17 protein-coding genes are annotated in these 18,867 nt (G+C 60.2%); 3 read left to right on the forward strand and 14 right to left on the reverse strand.

The genetic code is table 11. The features are described 5' to 3' along the window. Positions 1-43: 43 nt before the first annotated feature. The 11 genes from VOI22_RS07165 to VOI22_RS07215 form a co-directional block, all read right to left on the reverse strand. Positions 44-727 (reverse strand): O-methyltransferase, encoded by a 684-nt coding sequence (locus tag VOI22_RS07165; protein ID WP_323795843.1) that lies wholly within the window; start codon positions 725-727, stop codon positions 44-46. Next, positions 724-2,265, reverse strand: a complete 1,542-nt coding sequence (locus tag VOI22_RS07170) for a M81 family metallopeptidase (protein ID WP_323795844.1) — start codon at positions 2,263-2,265, stop codon at positions 724-726. The genes VOI22_RS07165 and VOI22_RS07170 overlap by 4 nt, the downstream gene beginning before the upstream one ends. 70 nt (positions 2,266-2,335) lie before the next feature. Further along, a complete protein-coding gene (locus tag VOI22_RS07175) occupies positions 2,336-2,644 on the reverse strand; it encodes a hypothetical protein (RefSeq protein ID WP_323795845.1) in 309 nt (102 codons plus the stop codon). 14 nt (positions 2,645-2,658) lie between these two features. Beyond that, positions 2,659-6,156, reverse strand: coding sequence for a DNA polymerase III subunit alpha (gene dnaE, locus VOI22_RS07180; RefSeq protein WP_323795846.1), 3,498 nt, complete (start codon positions 6,154-6,156; stop codon positions 2,659-2,661). 106 nt (positions 6,157-6,262) lie between these two features. Then, complete coding sequence (locus VOI22_RS07185) at positions 6,263-7,012, reverse strand: ABC transporter ATP-binding protein (RefSeq protein WP_416366103.1); 750 nt, start codon at positions 7,010-7,012, stop codon at positions 6,263-6,265. Beyond that, complete coding sequence (locus tag VOI22_RS07190; RefSeq protein WP_323795847.1) at positions 7,005-8,249, reverse strand: lipoprotein-releasing ABC transporter permease subunit; 1,245 nt, start codon at positions 8,247-8,249, stop codon at positions 7,005-7,007. Before VOI22_RS07190 ends, VOI22_RS07185 begins: the two co-directional genes overlap by 8 nt. 26 nt (positions 8,250-8,275) lie before the next feature. Beyond that, entirely contained in the window at positions 8,276-9,595 is a 1,320-nt protein-coding gene (gene proS, locus VOI22_RS07195) for a proline--tRNA ligase (protein ID WP_323795848.1), read from the reverse strand. A 182-nt stretch (positions 9,596-9,777) separates the two neighbouring features. Beyond that, positions 9,778-10,299 carry a MarR family winged helix-turn-helix transcriptional regulator gene (locus tag VOI22_RS07200; protein WP_323795849.1) on the reverse strand — a complete coding sequence of 174 codons (522 nt, stop codon included), beginning with the start codon at positions 10,297-10,299 and terminating at the stop codon, positions 9,778-9,780. Positions 10,300-10,381: 82 nt separating this feature from the next. After that, positions 10,382-11,263, reverse strand: a complete 882-nt coding sequence (gene mmsB / locus VOI22_RS07205; protein WP_323795850.1) for a 3-hydroxyisobutyrate dehydrogenase — start codon at positions 11,261-11,263, stop codon at positions 10,382-10,384. A 35-nt stretch (positions 11,264-11,298) separates the two neighbouring features. Next, positions 11,299-12,366, reverse strand: coding sequence for an enoyl-CoA hydratase/isomerase family protein (locus tag VOI22_RS07210; RefSeq protein ID WP_323795851.1), 1,068 nt, complete (start codon positions 12,364-12,366; stop codon positions 11,299-11,301). Then, positions 12,363-13,514 (reverse strand): acyl-CoA dehydrogenase family protein, encoded by a 1,152-nt coding sequence (locus VOI22_RS07215; protein WP_323795852.1) that lies wholly within the window; start codon positions 13,512-13,514, stop codon positions 12,363-12,365. Before VOI22_RS07215 ends, VOI22_RS07210 begins: the two co-directional genes overlap by 4 nt. Positions 13,515-13,738: 224 nt before the next feature. Between VOI22_RS07215 and hemB the strand changes: the two genes are divergently transcribed. Further along, entirely contained in the window at positions 13,739-14,788 is a 1,050-nt protein-coding gene (gene hemB / locus VOI22_RS07220; RefSeq protein ID WP_323795853.1) for a porphobilinogen synthase, read from the forward strand. Between the two features lie 5 nt (positions 14,789-14,793). Here the strand turns inward: hemB and VOI22_RS07225 are convergent, their stop codons facing one another. Genes VOI22_RS07225 through VOI22_RS07235 form a run of 3 tightly spaced genes read right to left on the reverse strand, consistent with a single transcriptional unit; the run spans position 14,794 to position 17,706 of the window. Continuing rightward, positions 14,794-15,807 (reverse strand): hypothetical protein, encoded by a 1,014-nt coding sequence (locus VOI22_RS07225; RefSeq protein ID WP_323795854.1) that lies wholly within the window; start codon positions 15,805-15,807, stop codon positions 14,794-14,796. Beyond that, entirely contained in the window at positions 15,804-16,787 is a 984-nt protein-coding gene (locus VOI22_RS07230) for a YheT family hydrolase (RefSeq protein WP_323795855.1), read from the reverse strand. Before VOI22_RS07230 ends, VOI22_RS07225 begins: the two co-directional genes overlap by 4 nt. After that, positions 16,774-17,706 carry an alpha/beta hydrolase gene (locus VOI22_RS07235; RefSeq protein WP_323795856.1) on the reverse strand — a complete coding sequence of 311 codons (933 nt, stop codon included), beginning with the start codon at positions 17,704-17,706 and terminating at the stop codon, positions 16,774-16,776. Before VOI22_RS07235 ends, VOI22_RS07230 begins: the two co-directional genes overlap by 14 nt. 149 nt (positions 17,707-17,855) lie before the next feature. Between VOI22_RS07235 and VOI22_RS07240 the strand changes: the two genes are divergently transcribed. Next, positions 17,856-18,314, forward strand: coding sequence for a GNAT family N-acetyltransferase (locus tag VOI22_RS07240; protein WP_323795857.1), 459 nt, complete (start codon positions 17,856-17,858; stop codon positions 18,312-18,314). A 36-nt stretch (positions 18,315-18,350) separates the two neighbouring features. After that, positions 18,351-18,821: a CopD family protein gene (locus VOI22_RS07245; RefSeq protein WP_323795858.1), complete on the forward strand. Its 471-nt coding sequence runs from the start codon at positions 18,351-18,353 to the stop codon at positions 18,819-18,821. Positions 18,822-18,867: the final 46 nt, after the last annotated feature.

Raw genomic sequence — 18,867 nt, forward strand, 5'->3', positions numbered from 1 at the left:
TGTATGCTGGCCAATACCGGCACAGTACGCAAGCCCGCCGGGATCACGGTTTCACCAGGCAGATGGCAACCCCGTCATAGCCTTTTGAGCCGACGATCTGCAGGGCCGTCGCATCCACCCGGGGATCGGCCTTGATCATCGCAATCACCTTGCGGACACCCTGAACGTCCCTGTCGGCCGTCTCGGCCTCCAGCACCTGGCCTCCGCGCACAACATTATCCACCAGGATCATGCCGCCCGGGCGGACCAGCTTCATAGCCCATTCGAAATAACCGGGATTGTTCCGCTTGTCCGCATCGATAAAGGCGAGGTCGAACGGGCCGACGTCATCCGCTTCGACACCCGGTAGGCTGTCGAGCGCTGCGCCGACACGCACCTCGATCATGTCCTGATACCCGGCGTCCCGGAAATTGGCGCGCGCCACCTCAGCATGCAGAGGCTCGAACTCCAGCGTCACCACCTTGCCGTCGGCCGGAAGTGCGCTGGCGAACCAGAGCGTGCTGTAACCACCGAGCGTACCGACCTCGAGCACCTTCTTCGCACCGATCATCCGGGCCAGCAGATGCAGGAACTTGCCCTGATTGGCCGAAACGCTGATGGCGGGCAGGTTCGAGGCGTCGCTCGCATCCAGCGCCTTCTGAAAGTCTGCCTGTTCGGGCACCAGTTCCGCTGTGAAGTAATCGTCGACGGCGTTCCAGGTTTCGCCGCTCATGCTTGTTGGGCTCATGCTTGGCTCCTGTCCCAGGTGGCAGCGTCCCCATCGACGGGGAAGAATGGCCGCTGCACATATTTCCAGTCAAAATTGGCGAGGTTCGGTGAGGTCAGGCCCGGCACATCCACTTCCACGATCCGCTCCGGCGGGAACATATGGGCGTAGCCCGCACGGAAATGCCCGCGCGACTTGACCACAATGCAGCGCTCCGCCGCCGCATCGATCCCGAACGCGGTCAGATAATCCGGCGACAGACACTGGGTCCGCTTGGTGATGCAGACGATCTTGATGCCTCCGACTTTCAGCACCGCCGTATCCCCCAGATCCGTCGTCTTGCCCTCGACCATGCCGTAATTGCCGACGAAGATCCCGTCGGAGAGATGCAGCACCTCCGCCGTCACGTCGAGCTTGTCGGAAAAGCTGTTGTCTTCCTCGCTGTTCAGCGTGACGTCGATCGTCGCCCCGACGCCAGCGGCCTTCGCTGCCCGGACTGCCGCCGGATCGAAGAACACGGCGAAGGTGCAGCCGGTCACCCCAGCATCGAGGAAAGCCTTCAGGATATAGGTCGTGTTGCCGCGCCCTCCGCCGCCGGGATTATCCGCCGGATCCGCAAACAGGATCGGCTCGCGGGAAGCATCGGTGCTAACGGCCTTTGCCAGCGTGGCCGCATCCTCCAGGGAAGCCATCTTCGGGACGTATCGGTGATGATCGTTCCAGGCAGCTTCCGCCAGATCGGTCGCCACGCGCTTGGCGTCTTCGGCGTCCCCCCGGGTCGTCACGATCACCGTCATGCCGTTCTTCGGCGTGTCGCAAAAGGCAAAGCCGGAAAGGCAGGTCACGTTCATCACACTGGCATCCAGCTTGGTCTGCCCAAGCCGGATCAGATCGCCATAAGGGTGCCCTTCCGCCGTCAGTTGGGTGACGGACGGCGCCACCAGCGGCAGCCGGATGCGATAGGATGCGGTCTCCACACCGTCGAACATCTCCAGCATGGCCTTTGCCGCCTCGCAGCCGCGCTCATAGAGATCGACATGCGGGTTGGTGATGTAGCCGATCATCAGATCGGTCGCTTCCATCATCTCCTCGGAGACGTTGGCATGCAGGTCCAGCGTCGCAATCACCGGCACGTCCGGCCCGACGACATCACGCACCAGCTTGAACACCTCACCGTCCGGATCATGGGTATGAGTGGCGCAGGCGCCGCCATGCTCGCAGATGTAAACGCCATCCACCTTGCCACCAGCTTCCAATTCCGCTTTCAGCTCGGCCAGAAATTCGTTGAAGAACGCTTCCTCGACCGGCCCAGCCGGACATGAGCCGATCACCAGGGCCGGCACCGGCTCCCATCCGGCGGGACCACCGAATTTATCGTCCATGATGTCGTAAAACCCGCAGATCCCGAGATGGATCGAGGGATGCTCGGCCCGCGCCTGGCGGTCGATATCCGCTCCCTTGAACCACATGTTTTCTTCGAAATCGGGGCGGGAACAGGTCGGGGCGAAGCGATTGGATTCAAGATTGAAACCGCAAATCGCGATACGTTTCTTGCTCATGAAATACCGGTCCGGAGGCGGTGGGTGTCAGAGACGGGAAAAGCAGCCTAGGACTCTCGACCTCCGATGCCTACCCCCCGGACGTCATTTGTGAATTGCAGAAATCCTGCAAATCACGCGCATATCCCGGATAACAGGCACCGTCCTCAACGAAACACAGCTCGACCGTCCGTTTCCTGTTGGCCTGCTGGTCCGCGAGGTTCATCAGATTCTGCAGGTCGATGCCGAACTTGTGCTGCTCAATCCTGCGTTCCGCCGAGAAACAGCGACCCGACATGGTGTTCTCTTCCCATAGAGAATAGAGCCCGTACCCGGCGCAAAAAGTCACCACGGCCCCACCGACCAGAAACAGCACCTTCTGAACAAGCGCATCAAACATGGTGTCGCTCCGGATCAGATATCCCGGGCGTCAACGATGCCCGGCAGTGACTTGATTGCCGCCCGGAAATTCGGAGAAATCGTATAAGTCCTGGCAAGTGCCACTTCGACCTCCTCGTTATCCGTGTCGACCACCAGCTTAACCTTACCCCGCCCCGGCTTTTCCTTGGAGATCATCTCGCAGATATGCGGGATCGGGTCCTTGTCGCGCAGATAGATCTTGAGGCCTGCCGCCGTACCGGAGACTGCCTTGTCCAGCGCCTCGATACGGGAGACGGTAAGGCGGATGCCCTCGTCCTCGATCTTCGCATCGGCTTTGACCAGCAATGACTGGCCCGCTTCCAGCAAGTCGCGATTGACCGCAAGAACCTCGGAAAAGACCGTGACTTCGGTGACGCCCGCCTGATCGGTGAGTTGGACGAAGGCATACCGGTTGCCCCGGCTCGACGTGCGCACGCGGGAGCCGACAACGATCCCGGCGAGAATGATCCGGGCCGAATTGCCCTTCGCCTTCACGGTCGCGACAATCTGGTCTGAGCGAACCACGCCAAGCCGCTCCAGCGATGCGCCGTAAGCATCGAGCGGATGGGCCGAGAGGTAGAAACCGATGGCGTCAAACTCTTCCTTTAGACGCTCCATCGCCGGCCAGTCGAGCCGGTCAGCCAGCGCGATGTCCGGCTCTGACTCTCCGGCGGAACCGCCGAACATGCTAACCTGGTCCGAGCTGCGTTCCGCCGCCGCCGCATTGGCATGGCGCATGATTTTCTCAACGCTTTCAAACAGCTGCCCCCGGTTCATGGTCAGACAATCGAAACCGCCGGCCCGAACCAGATTTTCCATCAGCCGTTTGTTCACCACCGAGCCGTCGATCCTGCTGGCAAATTCGTTGATCGACTTGTAGGGGCCGTTCTCCGTACGCTCCTTGATCAACGCCTCCATGGCGCCCTCACCAACATTCTTGATGGCCGTCAGTGCATACCGGATCGCAAGTTCGCCGTTCGGGCCGATTTCCGGCACGAAATCGACGAATGATTTGTTGATATCCGGCCCGAGCAGATCGATGCCGAGGCGCTGGATCTCCTGGCGGAAGACATTCAGCTTGTCGGTGTTGTTCATGTCGTAGGTCATGGACGCAGCCAGGAACTCGACCGGGTAGTTCGCCTTGAGATAGGCCGTATGATAGGCGACCAGCGCATAGGCAGCCGCATGGCTCTTGTTGAAGCCGTAACCCGCGAATGCCGCGATCTGGTCGAAAATCTCCGACGCTTTCTCCGCCTTCACATTCTGCTCGACCGCGCCGTTCACGAAAGTCTCGCGCTGGGCGTCCATCTCTTCCTTGATCTTCTTACCCATGGCGCGACGCAGAAGGTCGGCGCCGCCGAGCGTGTACCCGGAAAGCCGCTGGGCCGCCTGCTGCACCTGCTCCTGGTAGATCATGATGCCGAAGGTTTCCTTCAGAACCGGCTCCAGTACCGGATGCATGTAATCCGGCTGCTCTTCTCCGTGCTTGCAGGCGATATATTTCGGAATGTTCGCCATCGGGCCCGGACGATAAAGGGCGACGAGCGCGATGATGTCCTCGAAACGGTCAGGTTTCATCCGGCGCAGCACATCCCGCATGCCGGTACTTTCAAGCTGGAACACCCCGGTCGATTCCGCCCGTCCCAGCATTTCAAAGGTCGGTCTGTCATCAAGCGGGACTTGCGAGAGGTCTATATCGATATCCCGCCGCTTCAGCAGATCGACCGCGTTCTGCAAGACCGAGAGGGTCTTCAGGCCGAGGAAGTCGAACTTCACCAACCCGGCCTGCTCCACCCATTTCATATTGAACTGGGTTGCCGGCATGTCCGAGTTCGGGTCCTGATAGAGCGCGACGAGCTCATGCAGCGGCCGATCACCGATCACCACGCCGGCGGCGTGGGTGGAGGCGTTCCGGTACAATCCTTCAAGCTGCAAGCTGATCCTGATCAGCTCGCCAACCTCTTCGTCCTCTTTTTGCTGACGGCGCAGCTCCGGCTCAACATCCAGCGCCTCGGCAAGCGTCACCGGATTGGCTGGGTTGTTCGGCACCAGTTTGCAAATCCGGTCGACCTGACCATACGGCATTTCCAGCACCCGGCCGACATCGCGCAACGCGGCGCGGGCCTGTAGCTTACCGAAGGTAATGATCTGGGCGACCTTGTCCCGGCCGTAGCGCTGTTGCACATAGTCGATCACCTCGCCGCGGCGGTCCTGACAGAAATCGATATCGAAGTCAGGCATCGAGACACGTTCCGGATTGAGGAAGCGTTCGAACAGCAATCCCCAGCGCAACGGATCCAGATCGGTAATCAGGAGCGAATAGGCGACGAGAGAACCCGCGCCGGACCCACGGCCCGGGCCGACCGGAATGTTCTGCTCCTTGGCCCAGCCGATGAAGTCGGCGACGATCAGGAAATATCCAGGAAAGCCCATCTGCTCGATGATGCCGAGCTCGAAGTCGAGCCGCTCATGGTAGGGCTTCGCCACCTCGGCGCGGGCGGCCTCGTCCATTTCGTCGGTAAAGACATAGCCTTCCAGCCGCTTCTTCAGCCCCTCCTCGGCCTGCGCCCGTAATTCCTCCGCTTCGTTACGGCCACCTACCGTCTCAAATGGCGGCAGGATCGGCGCCAGTTTCTCCGGCATGAAGCTGCAGCGCCGGGCGATCACCATCGTGTTGTCGGCAGCCTCCGGCAGGTCGGAGAACAGCTCCCGCATCTCCTCGGCACTCTTGAACCGATGGTGCGGCGTAACGCGACGACGGTTCGGGTTGCCGATCACCGTGCGCCCGGCAATGCACAGCAGCGCGTCATGCGCCTCATACATGGCTTCGGTCGCGAACATGCACTCGTTGGTGGCGACAAGCGGGATGTCGTGCTTGTAGGCGAGATCGAGGAAAGGCGCTTCGGTGCGTCTTTCAGGATCGGTGAAATGACGCTGGATTTCGACATACAGCCGATCATCGAACAGCGCTTTCAAATCCAGCAGCGCGGTTTCCGCCTCTTCCGCTCGGTTATCCAGCAAAAGCCGTCCGACCTTCCCTTCGGGCCCGCCGGTCAGCGCAATCAAACCGTCACTCCGTCCTTCCAGATCCTCGAACGGTATCTGCGGGGACTCGCCCGGGTCGGTCTTGGTGAAGGACCGGCTGATCAAATCCATAAGATTGCGATAGCCCGCATCGGTCTGGGCAATCAGCACGATCTGATCGGTCTGGTTCGGAGTGTGGGCCGTGCCGCCGACAACCTTGAGACCGCTGCGCGGCTCCGTATCTGGCTGACGGATGGCGATCTGCGCACCGACAATGGGCTGCACACCCGCGCCGGAAGCTGTCACCGCGAATTCGAGCGCGCCGAACAGATTGCCGCTGTCGGTCATCGCCACCGCCGGCATTGCGTTCTTGGTCGCGAGCGAAACCAGCTCCTTGCCCTTGATCGCACCTTCGGCGAGCGAATAGGCGGAATGGACGCGGAGATGGACAAAATCAGCGTGAGACATGCGGCCCTCTTAACAGCAGGTCTGCGATTGTTTCACAGCGCTGCGGGAGCGTCAGCATGAACAACAGACGAACACCTGATTTTCACTCATAAAAATCTGAATTTACTTACTTAATAGATTTTAGAGTGCCGTCCCGTAATTCCACGATCCGGTCCATGGAGCGGGCGATCTCGAGGTTGTGTGTGGCGATCAGTGCTGCGATTCCCGTCGCCGAAATGATCCGGCGGAGCTGCTTGAAAACCTCCTCGGCGGTATGCGGATCGAGGTTACCCGTCGGCTCGTCGGCCAACAATACAGCCGGAACATTTGCTATGGACCGAACGATCGCGACCCGCTGCTGCTCACCGCCGGACAGTTTCGCCGGACGGTGGGTTTCGCGATTTTCCAGACCGACTAGCTCAAGCAATTGCCGGGCCCGGTCCCGCGCCTCGCTTTTCGACAGGCCGGAGATCAGTTGCGGCATCATCACGTTCTCGAGCGCCGAGAATTCCGGCAGCAAGTGATGGAACTGATAGACGAAGCCGATACCGTCGCGCCGGATCCGCGTGCGTTCAGCTTCGCTTGCCTGACTGCAATACTCGCCCTGGAAGATGACTTCCCCGGTGCTCGGCGGCTCCAGCAGGCCAGCGATATGGAGCAATGTAGATTTACCCGCACCCGACGGCCCGACAAGCGCCGTAACCTCGCCGGCTTTGAGGCTGAGATCGATATCGCGCAGAACCGTGAGGGTTCCTCCTGCCTCCTTGAAGCTGCGGGAAACTCCGCGCAGTTCGAGAACGGCATCGCTTGTCGCACCGCCGCGGGCAATGCGCTCGATCTCCGACATCTTTTGCCCGTCCGGCCCCGAATCACTCATAGCGAAGCGCCTCCACCGGATCGAGCCGGGACGCGCGCCAGGCCGGATAGATTGTCGCGGCGAAGGACAGGAACAGCGCCATGGAAACCACGGTAATAACCTCGAGGGCGTCGACTTCGGCCGGAAGCTTCGACAGGAAATAGATTTCCGCCGAGAACAGTTCGGTTCCCGTCAGGCTCTGCAGGGCTTGCCGTATGGTTTCGATATTGTCGCAGAAAACCAGCCCGAGGATGGTTCCGCCGATCGTTCCGATCACACCGATGCTGGCCCCGGACATGAAGAAAATCCGCATCACCATGCCCTTGGACGCTCCCATGGTGCGCAGGATGGCGATATCCCGCCCCTTGTCCTTCACCAGCATGATCATCGAGGAGATGATGTTGAAAGCGGCGACCAGGATTATCAGCGTCAGGATCAGGAACATGACGTTCCGCTCGACTTCCAGCGCATTGAAAAAGCTGGAATTCTGCTGCTTCCAGTCGAGCGAGTAATTGTCTGCACCGATCACCTTGCGGAGGGGCAGCCGGACAGCATCGACCTGTTGTGGGTCGCTCACCATCACCTCAACCGCGTTCACGGCATCGCCGCTCTTGAAGAAGGTCTGCGCGGCCTTCAGCGGCATATAGATGAAAGTGTTGTCGTATTCATACATGCCGACATTGAACAGGGCCGCGACCGTGAAAGCCCGCATCCGCGGCACGCTGCCGATCACCGTTGTCGTCGTGCTGGGCGATATCAGCGTGATCTTGTCACCCACCCCAACCCGGAGACGGCGCGCCAGCCGGGCCCCCATGATCACGCCGCTCTTGCCACTGAATTCCTCCAGCGATCCGGCGGTGATATTATCGGGAACGATCTGCCGGCTGAGCAGTGCACTGGCCCGGAGACCGCGCACCAGAGCGCCTGAGGCGATGCCGTTCGCCATCGCCATGACCTGGCCCTCGAGCTGCGGTGTGACCGTTAGCACGCCCGGTATTTCACCGATCCTGACCGCGAGATCGTCGAACCCCTGAATCGGCGCGCCCTTGCTGTAAACCGACATATGACCGTTGAGACCGAGAATCCGACCTACCAGCTCTGCCCGGAAGCCGTTCATCACCGACATGACGATAATCAGGGTCGCCACTCCGAGGCCGATACCGAGCAGGGAAAAACCCGCGATGACGGAGATAAAGCCTTCCTGGCGGCGGGAGCGCAGATACCGCATGGCGACCATGCGCTCGAAAATGCCGAACATTAAGAACCCCTTAGAACCGGACCCATTCAGGAAGCAAATCTGTTCAGGACTGCTTCCGGTGTCATTTCCTCGACGTCGCCGCTCTTGCGGTTCTTCACCTCGACCACACCGGACTTGAGCCCGCGCGGTCCGACAAGGATCTGCCACGGCACGCCGATAAGATCGAGATTGGCCATCTTCGCGCCGGGACGCTCGTCCCGATCATCAATCAACGTCTCGATACCGGCCGCCGAGAGCTTGGCATATAGGTCCTCGCAGACCGTTGTGCATCCCTCGTCATCGGTTTTCAGATTGGCTATGCCAACCGTGAAGGGAGCGACCTGCTCCGGCCAGATGATGCCCTTGTCGTCGTGGCTCGCTTCGATGATCGCACCAACTAGCCGGGATACCCCGACTCCATAGGAGCCCATATGCACCGGCACGTCCCCGCCTTCCGGCGCCGAGACCGTAGCCCCCAGCGGTTCCGAGTACTTGGTGCCGAAATAGAATATCTGGCCGACCTCGATACCCCGGCGTTCCTTCAGGTTTTCCTCGGGCACCGGTGCCTCGCCCGGAACGTGCTTCTCGTCAGTCGCGGCATAAAGTGACGTATAGCGTTCGACGATACCGTTCACTGCATCCATGTCCGCGTAATCCACGGTCATGTTGGCGAAATCCTGATTCTCCCAAGCCTGGTCGTAGAACACACCGCTCTCGCCCGTATCGGCGAGGACGATGAATTCATGGGAGAGATCGCCGCCGATCGGGCCGGTATCGGCCTTCATCGGGATCGCGCTCAGCCCCATGCGGGCATAGGTCTTCAGGTAGGCGACGAACATCTTGTTGTAGGAATCGACTGCGCCTTCATAGGTCGTGTCGAAGGAGTAATTATCCTTCATCAGGAATTCACGTCCGCGCATCACGCCAAACCGGGGCCGCACCTCGTCCCGGAACTTCCACTGGATGTGATAGAGCATCAGCGGCAGCGCCTTGTAGCTGCGCACATGGGTCCGGAAGATGTCGGTGATCAGTTCCTCGTTGGTCGGCCCGTAGAGCATGTCGCGCCCGTGCCGGTCCTCGATCCGCAGCATTTCCTTGCCGTAATCGTCGTACCGGCCGCTTTCGCGCCAGAGATCGGCCGACTGGATGGTCGGCATCAGCACTTCCTGGGCACCGGCCGCGTCCTGTTCCTCGCGAACGATCTGCTCGATCTTGCGCAAGACCTTGTGGCCGAGCGGAAGCCAGGAATAAATCCCGGCACTGGCCTGCTGAATCATCCCCGCGCGCAGCATCAGGCGGTGGGAGACGATCTGCGCCTCCTTAGGATTTTCGCGCAGCGTGGGCAGAAAATAAGCGGAAAGACGCATGGAATCCTCTGTGGTCTGGAAGTCTTATCCCTGACCGCACGTGGCGGCACAACAGGGCGGCAAAGCGCCGCGACACTCTATGGAAAGGCTTTTCGGCTGTCCAAACGAAAACGCGGCCGGAAAGCCGGCCGCGTGTTCGTTTGTTTAGTCGACATTCCGGGGATGCCTGAACTGCCCTGGCATCAACCTGGCGGCATACCGCCTCGGATGCCGAAATTTAGGAGCCCCATCCAGAAGCGCTCGAGCTCACGGTAAACCGTGCTCGACTCGGTCAACCGTTCGGGACTTCCGCCAGTTTCTCCGAGAGCTGCAGCATGACGATCAAACATTTCGGTGACAAAGCCGCAGAGTTCCAGCCCCTTATCGGAGAGCTTCACCCTGATCGAGCGTCGGTCATGCGCGGATCGTTCCTGCGCGAGATAACCGTTCTCGACCATTTTGCGGACGTTGTAGGAAACGTTCGAGCCGAGATAATAACCCCGGTTCGTCAGCTCCCCGACCGTCAGTTCCTCGTCCCCGATATTGAACAATATCAAGGCCTGGATGTTGTTGATGTCTTCGATCCCCTTCCGGTCGAGCTCCATCTTCACAACTTCAAGAAATTGCCTGTGAAGACGCTCGATCAGTTTGATCGCTTCCAAGTACTCGTTTTTGATCGCGGAAGGGTCCGCCGTATTCCGGTCCGGTGTCGTCACGCCCGACATAAGCCTCCGAACTCCAATATTAGGTATGAATTCGATACAATAGTGCTCGTTCTTGTAGCGTCAAAAAGACGTAACACGCAACCTAATTGCCGCGAAGTTTCTTGAAGACAGCAGAGAAATCGAGTGCGCCATTACCCTCTGAGACGAAGTTTCCGTAGAATTCCGCCGCCTTTTTCCCCATAGGGGTTGTGGCTTTGGCAGATTCCGCGGCCTGTTGCGCTAGGTCGAGATCCTTCAACATCATGGCTGCGCTGAAGCCAGCCTGGTACTCCCGATTCGCCGGAGACGTCGGAACCGGACCCGGAACAGGGCAATAACTGGTCATCGCCCAGCACTGTCCGGAAGACTTCGAGCTGATATCGAAGAGCTTCTGACGATCAAGGCCGAGCTTGTCCGCAAGGGCGAAAGCTTCGGATACGGCAATCATGGAAATGCCGAGCACCATGTTGTTGCAAATCTTCGCCGCCTGACCGCTTCCGCTGCCGCCAGCATGGACAATCGTCGCGCCCATCACATTGAGGAATGGGCTGGCACGCTCGAATGCCGCATCGTCGCCACCGACCATGAAAGTCAGCGTGCCGGCTTCTGCCCCACCGGTCCCGCCGGAAACCGGCGCATCCAGCATCGGGAAGCCTTTGGCCGCCGCGTCTGCCGCGACAGCACGCGAGGTATCGACGTCGATGGTCGAACAATCGATGAAGAACGTCCCCGGAGCCGCGTTCGGGAACACACTTTCCTCATAAACCGCCCGGACATGTTTGCCCGCCGGCAACATGGTGACCACCACTTCGGCGCCGCTCACCGCTTCGGCGGCGCTTGCTGCTGCGGTGCCGCCAGCAGCTGTCAGCTTTTCCAGACTCTCCGAAGAGAGGTCAAAACCGCGCACTGCATGGCCCGCGCCGAGCAGATTCTTGGCCATCGGCAGGCCCATATTGCCAAGCCCGATAAATGCGATGGTGGTCATGTGTTAGCTCCCTCGTCCTTATTGTTTTCTTGAAATCAGAGCCCGATCTTGCCGTCAGGCGCGAAATAGGCCGCAACCGCCTCCGGCGTAACCGCCTCCAGTGTTGACGGCGACCATTTTGGCGCCCGGTCCTTGTCGACCAGAAGCGCCCGCACACCCTCAAAGAAATCCCCGGCGACCAAGAAGCTCTGAACCATGGTGAACTCCATCTCCAGATCCTCGGCAAGGCTGGCACATCGGGCGCCCCGGCGCAGCATCTCGAGCGTCACCTTGAGGCTGGTCGGAGAGCGATGCTCAAGCAAGGCTGCGGTCTCTTCGCCAAAGTCGCCACCAACCGCCTTCAAAGCCGCGATGATGTCCTCTACCCGGTCATGGGCGAACGCCTTGTCAATCAGCGCACGGCGCTCCGCCAGCGGCGCATCGCCGCCGGAAGCCGCATGTTCGGACAACAGAACCGAGATCCGGCCCGCCGCGTCCCCCTTGAAGTCGAGCGCCAACAGTTCCGCCCGCAACGCCGGCAGCCTGTCGCTGGGCACAAAATGCGTCGCCGCCTTGATGTAAAGGCAATCCGCCGCCTTCACCGGCGCACCGGTAAGCGCCAGATAAGTCCCGAGCTCGCCCGGGCAACGCGGCAGGAACCAGCCGCCGCCAACATCCGGGAACAGGCCAATGCCGGTTTCCGGCATGGCGAAGAGTGTGCGTTCAGTCGCGATCTGGAAAGTGCCGTGCACCGAGATGCCGACACCGCCGCCCATGGTCACGCCGTCAAGCAGCGCGATATATGGTTTGGGGTAGTCGGAGATCGAGCGATTCAGACGGTATTCTTCACCGAAGAAGTCCAGCATCAGCTGGGTCGGCTTGCCCGTCTCGCCCTCTTCCAGCCGAGAGCGTCGCACGGCGACGACGTCTCCACCGGCGCAGAAGGACTTTTCTCCGGCGCCCTCGATCAGGACAGCCCCGACATTCGGGTCTTCGGCCCAGGCATCAAGCTGGACCTGCATGGCCCGGATCATTTCCAGCGTCAGTGAATTCAGGGCACGCTGGCGATCCAGGGTAATGCAGCCGATGGAGCCCTGGATTTCAAAACGAACGTCGTCAGTCATTGATTCCATTCCGTGAGGAGTTTGCGCGCAATGATCACGCGCATGATTTCGTTGGTGCCTTCGAGGATCTGGTGAACACGCAGGTCGCGGACCAGCCGTTCGAGCGGGAAGTCACCAAGATAGCCATATCCGCCGTGAATCTGCAGCGCCTCGTTGCAGATTCGCGAGCAGAGATCCGTCGCCAAGCGTTTCGCCATGGCGCAGTGCTTGGTCGCATCCGGGGTCTTCCGGTCCAGACTGTCCGCCGCCCGGTGCACCATCAGCCGGGCCGCATCCAGTTCCGTCGCCATGTCCGCTAGCTTGAACTGAATGGCCTGGAATTCATTGAGCTTCTTGCCAAACTGGGCCCGGTCAGCGGCGTAAGACAGCGCCGCTTCCAACGCCGCGCGGGCACCGCCGAGGGAACAGGCGGCGATATTGATGCGGCCACCGTCAAGCCCGGCCATGGCGATCTTGAAACCATCGCCCTCGTTACCGACGAGATTGTCACGCGGCACCGGGCAATCCTCGAAATTCACCATGGAAGTGTGCTGGCTGTGCCAGCCCATCTTGCGTTCCTTCTTGCCGAAGGAGAGCCCGTCTGTCCCGCTTTCCACCAACAAGCAGGAGACACCACCGGCCCCGTCACCACCGGTGCGCGCCATGACTGCGTATAGATCGCTGGTCGGCCCGCCGGAAATGAAGGCTTTGGCCCCCGTCATCCGGAACGTGCTGTTGCCTTCCGGCGTAGCACGGGTCTTCAGCGATGCTGCGTCAGAACCGGCGCCCGGCTCGGTCAGACAATAGCTCGACATCATCTCCATGCTGGTCAGCTTCGGAAGGAACCGCGCCCGGACCTCGTCCGAGCCGAACCGGTCGATCATCCAGGAGACCATGTTGTGGATGGAGATATAGGCCGCGGTCGAGGGGCACCCGGCGGAAAGTTCTTCAAAAATGATCGCCGCATCGAGCCTGCTCAGGCCAGAACCACCATGCTCCTCGCCAACATAGATCCCGGCCAGCCCGAGTTCCGCCGCCTTGCGAATCTCCTCGACGGGAAAAATCTCTTCCTCGTCCCAGCGCGCGGCGTTCGGGGTAAAATGCTCTGCCGTGAAAGCGCGGGCCACATCCTGAATGGCGCGCTGTTCCTCGTTCAGTTGGAAATCCATCTACAATTCCTCCATGGCCGGCCGTGTTCTAGACAGCACGCGTTCGGGCGGCGGATCATAGGCGGCACCCTGCCGGTGTTCAATGCTTGCGCCAGTTCCCCTTTGGGCATCCCGGTCACCTGCAACGGCCCGTGCGACAACCGGTGCCTTTTCACCGGCCTCTCTCCGCTTTACCATCCGTTGCGAGAGAAACGCCTGCTGGTTAACGAACAAGGCTCAAGAAAATGCCCCTGAACGGATCCGCCCCGCACCTGTCCGCGACCGACAAAACGCCGAACACCGGTTCCGGTTTCCCATCGATCCGCATGCGCCGGAACCGGCAGACCGAATGGTCAAGGCGGCTTGTGGCGGAAAACCGGCTGTCCGTCGACGATCTGATCTGGCCGATTTTCGTCCGTGTAGGCCACGGCCTGGAAGAGCCGGTCGAGTCGATGCCAGGCGTATTTCGCTATTCCGTCGACCGGCTGCCGGAGATTGTCGGCAAGGCGCGGGATCTCGGCATTCCGGCGGTCGCGCTCTTTCCGTTCACCGAACCGGAGCTTAAGGACGAAACCGGCAGTTATTCCGAAAGGGACGACAATCTCGTGTGTGAGGCCGTACGTGCGATTAAGGCGTCCGTGCCCGATATCGGCGTAATGTGCGACGTCGCGCTCGACCCCTATACCAGCCACGGTCATGACGGCGTGCTTGAAGGCGACCGTATTCTGAATGACGAGAGCGTCGAAATCCTGTGCCGCCAGGCCCTGGCTCAGGCTCGCGCAGGCTGCGACATCGTCGCGCCGTCAGACATGATGGACGGCCGCATCGGCGTGATCCGCAAAGCTCTTGATGCGCACGGCTTCGACAATGTGCAGATCATGGCCTATTCGGCCAAATACGCGTCCGCCTTCTATGGCCCGTTCCGGGATGCTGTCGGCTCCTCCGGCACCCTCGGCAAGGCCAGCAAGTCGACCTATCAGATGGATTCGGCAAATACGGATGAGGCCTTGCGCGAAGTCGCCCTCGACATTGCAGAAGGCGCGGACATGGTCATGGTCAAGCCGGGCATGCCCTATCTCGACATCGTACGCAGGGTAAAGGACACTTTCTCCATGCCGACCTACGCCTATCAGGTAAGCGGCGAATACGCGATGATCTCGGCCGCCGGCCTGAACGGCTGGATCGACCGGGAACGGGCCATGGTGGAAAGCCTGCTTGGCTTCAAACGCGCGGGCGCCGACGGGGTGCTGACCTATTTCGCGGTCGAGGTGGCGCAGCGTTTGAAAGCCGGGTGAAAGGCTTAGCCTGGCTGCCGAGGCGCCATTTTGTGACGCCACATTTCAGTGGCGGCACGACAGAGCCCAACTGTTTCCACTAGGTCGGAAACGATGCTTTCCAGAACAGAAAGCGGAGGGTGGTTGACGGCACGAGCAATGCGCGCCCTTGCGAACTCACGCTGATCTGATAGCAACAAGACACAATGAGAGCCCGAAGCGTGCCAGACGCGTTTCCCTCGGCAGTTTCCTCTATGTGAGGGTGGCCGTCCCCAAGACGTCCGAGCGACAGCCCGCTCAAGAAACTGAACACGCTCGTCAAGGTGAACCCGCTCGGCGACACGTAAGACTAGGACCGAACCGCTAAAAGTCCGCACACTGCGCCGGTTCGAATAATCATATTTTTCAAATCGCACGGGCAAAATATGAGCAAGGTATCCCGGCTCAAGAATTGTAAGGCCGTGCCGTTCATCTGCGTATGCCGTCTCTCCAGTTAGCGTGAACCCGGATCGCTCGATTAAGGCTAAAAGATCGCCCTCGGCATCCTGCCGCAACGAACGCACATCGAGGCGTGAAAGCCCGTCAATCGAATGCAGGAGCGGGAAAACAGCTATTTTCGCAAAGTGCAACGCGTATGCACGCGACTTCATAGTAGTGAAGCCGACAATCCCCCCGAATAGGCCACCTATTATCGTTCCCGAGACAGCCTTGTGTTTGAGTATCGGCAACAACTTCACAAAGTGAAAAGTGAACCAAGATTTGAATTTTGTGACGAATCCGAAAACTGAGATTTTCAGCGCGATCTTCGGGCCCAATACAATCACCAGCGTCCCGACGAAGAACATGACTGGTAACAGAAGAGCCAGAAGCGTCGCTCGTGAAACCACGCTCCGCTGAGCCTGTTTTCGACGCGCTTCCAGTGCACTCCAATTGATGTGTTCAACCGCTTGCCGCCAACGACCGGAGACAAGGTCGTCAACGATCAGCTTACCATCCCCGGTCACTGGAACCGCTTTTTGTGTCCGCCGACCGACGCTCACATAATACCCTTCTCTTCGAGAAACCGCTCCGCCATCCTGAGGTGCCAGCTTCCGCCGTCATGGAACCCGACATGGCCGCCGTCGAGCGGGAGGAGCGGCGTCAAGCGCGGGTTCGCCGCCCAGTCGAAATCGAGATAGCTCGCCCCCGGTATCCAGGGATCGTTGAGGGCGTGGATGATCAGGGTCGGGGTCGTGATGGCCTTCAGGTACCGTCTGGCGGAACTTTGCGTGTAGTAATCACGCGCACCGTCAAACCCGTTGCGGGCCGCGACATGACGCTCATCGAATTCGAAAATTGTCCGGACATTGGCGACGGCATTACTTTCCGCGGCGGTTAGGGCCGGGATCGCCAGCGCCTCGCGCTTCATGCTTTTCAGAAGCCAGCGATGGTAGAGCCTGTTGCGCGGCTGGATGATGCGCTCGGAAGAGCGGGCAAGATCGATCGGCGCGGAAACCGAGATAGCCGCCAGCACATGCGGTCGCTCTTGTTCTCCCAGATATTTCAGCATCATGTTGGCGCCGAGGGAGGCGCCGTAGAGGACGAAACGGTCAGCTGTGCCGCTCTCGCGCAGCTGTGACAGCACCGCTTCCAGGTCTCCGGTCCGGCCGGCATGATAGGATTGCGTGCAATCGCCTCTGGTCGGCCCAGCCCCTCGCAAATTAAGCCGCAGGACAGACAATCCCGCCGCCACAAAATACCCGGCAGCGTCGCGCACCAGATAGCTGTCCTCACAGCCGGTGAGCCCGTGAATGATGACGACAAGCGGCGCCCCCGGGATCGGTTTTGCCGGATGCTCCAACATACCGGACAAGCGGTCGCCGGTGCCGTCCTCCATCGGAAATGCGATACGCTCGGACCGCGCAGACGGGATGACCGGCCGGCCTCCGAACAGAAAGCTTCTCAGTGTTTGCGGATGCCTGCCAACCCAGGGAAATCGCGGTTGGAACGGTGGGTAGGACGGAATGTCAGGAAGCGTCACTCGGCGTCCCATCGGCTTCTGTAGCGGGCGACTTGGCAACCATGTCCTCGTCTTCCTCTTCCTCGACAGGCTCGAACTGCATGAGCCATTCATGCACCGCGCCGATCTGTGCCTCGTTCATCAAAGCCGGCGCATGGCCGCAGCCCTCGAACTCGATCAGATCAGCCTTTGGGCCACGCTCCGTCATTTCCTCGGCGACATCGCGGGTCAGCAGATCGGAATTGGCGCCCCGGAGCACCAGAGTCGGGCATTTGATCATGTCGTAGACCGCCCAGAGATCGACATCCTCTATCGGCCCCTCGAACGCGGCCCCGATTGCCGGATCGTAATGCATCTTGTATGTACCGTCCGGCTCCCGGAGTACGCTGTGCTGGGTCATTTCCGACCAGTCCGCATCTGAAAGATCGCCGAAATCCGCCAGCGTTTCGCGCAGATAGGCCCCGGCCTCGTTCAAATTCTGGAAGACCGGAGGATCGGCGACATATGTCCCGATCCGCTCCAGAGCCGCCTTCGGAATGAAGGGGCCGACATCGTTCAGGATCAGCCGTTTGATCGGCGAATCCTCGCGCGCCGCCAGCAGCATGCCGATAATGCCGCCCATCGAGGTGCCGAGCCACTCGACCTCCTGCAAGCCACGATAATCCAGTAGCGCATCCGCATGGCGCAGATAGGTCTCGAAATTGTAGCCGTCCTTGTTATTGAGCCAGCCACTGCGGCCGCGCCCGACAACATCGGTCTCGACACAGCGGATATCCTTGCCAATCGCCCTGGCAAGCGCATCGAAATCCCGACCCTGCCGGGTCAGACCGTGCGCGCAGATCATAGTCCGCGGCAACATCCGGTTGCCCCAGTCAGTGAAGGCTAGCCAGACGGTGCCGTGGTCGTCTGTGAAGGGAAAACTGCCTTGATCTGGTCTCATGCTCCGTCCTGTCCCCGCCGTGTCACGGTGCCTTTTCTGTCCCCGCCGACATATTCCCACCGGGGGGGGATGCGTCAAGTGCGCAGCCTGCTTGCCCGACGCTGCGATACTGATAAGGTCCGGCAATTATTTAAGTGGGAGGGCCGATAATGGCTAGCAACGGAATCAGGGTCATTCCGGCAGAAGAACGGCACAAGGCGGACTGGCGCCGGCTCTACGACGGCTATGCCGCCTTCTACAAGGTGCCGATGACGGATGCCATCGCGGACAACGTCTGGGGCTGGCTGCACGACCCGGCGCATGTGCTGAACTGCCTGATCGCCGAGGACGCGAGCGGCAAGGCCATCGGCCTCGCCCATATCCGCGCCATGCCGCGCCCGCTCTCCGGCGCCGAATGCGGCTTCCTCGACGATCTGTTCGTCGATCCTGACGCGCGCGGTCAGGGCGTGTTCGAGGCCTTGTTCAAGGCGATGGACGCGATGGCCCAGGAACGAGGCTGGGCGATGGTCCGCTGGCTGACCCAGGAATTCAATTATCGCGGCCGCTCCGCCTATGACCGGATCGCCACCAAGACGCCCTTCATCCTCTATCAGCGCGAAACACCCTGACATAAGGCTCTCCGTCAGAGAGAGCAGGAGAGAGTTATGCCCTACACAATGATTATCGCCCTCGCCATCCACATCGTCTCCGCGGTGATCTGGGTCGGCGGCATGTTCTTCGCCTATACCTGCCTGCGCCCCTCCATGGGTACCCTGGAGCACGCGCCGGACCGGCTGCGCCTCTGGCGCGCGGTTTTCGCTCGCTTCTTCAGCTTCGTAACCACCCAGATTGTCCTGCTACTGGCCAGTGGCTACTGGATGATCTTCATGGAATTCGGCGGCTTCGCCGGTGCCGGCATCCATATCCACATCATGAACCTGACCGGGTTCGTGATGATGGGCCTCTTTGGCCATCTCTATTTTGCCGAATGGCTCAAGTTCCGCCGTGCGGTCGATGCAGAAGATTTCCCAACGGCTGGCGCACGGCTGAACCGGATCCGGGTGATTGTCGCGACCAATCTTGGCTTGGGGTGGGTGACCATCATCGTGGGAGCGACCGGTCGTTATTGGGGATAGCAATGTTGCTGGAGGCCCGCTTGCCGTGACCTTTTCAATCCCTTAC

This window comes from Nisaea sp., from assembly GCF_034670185.1.
Taxonomy (GTDB): domain Bacteria; phylum Pseudomonadota; class Alphaproteobacteria; order Thalassobaculales; family Thalassobaculaceae; genus Nisaea.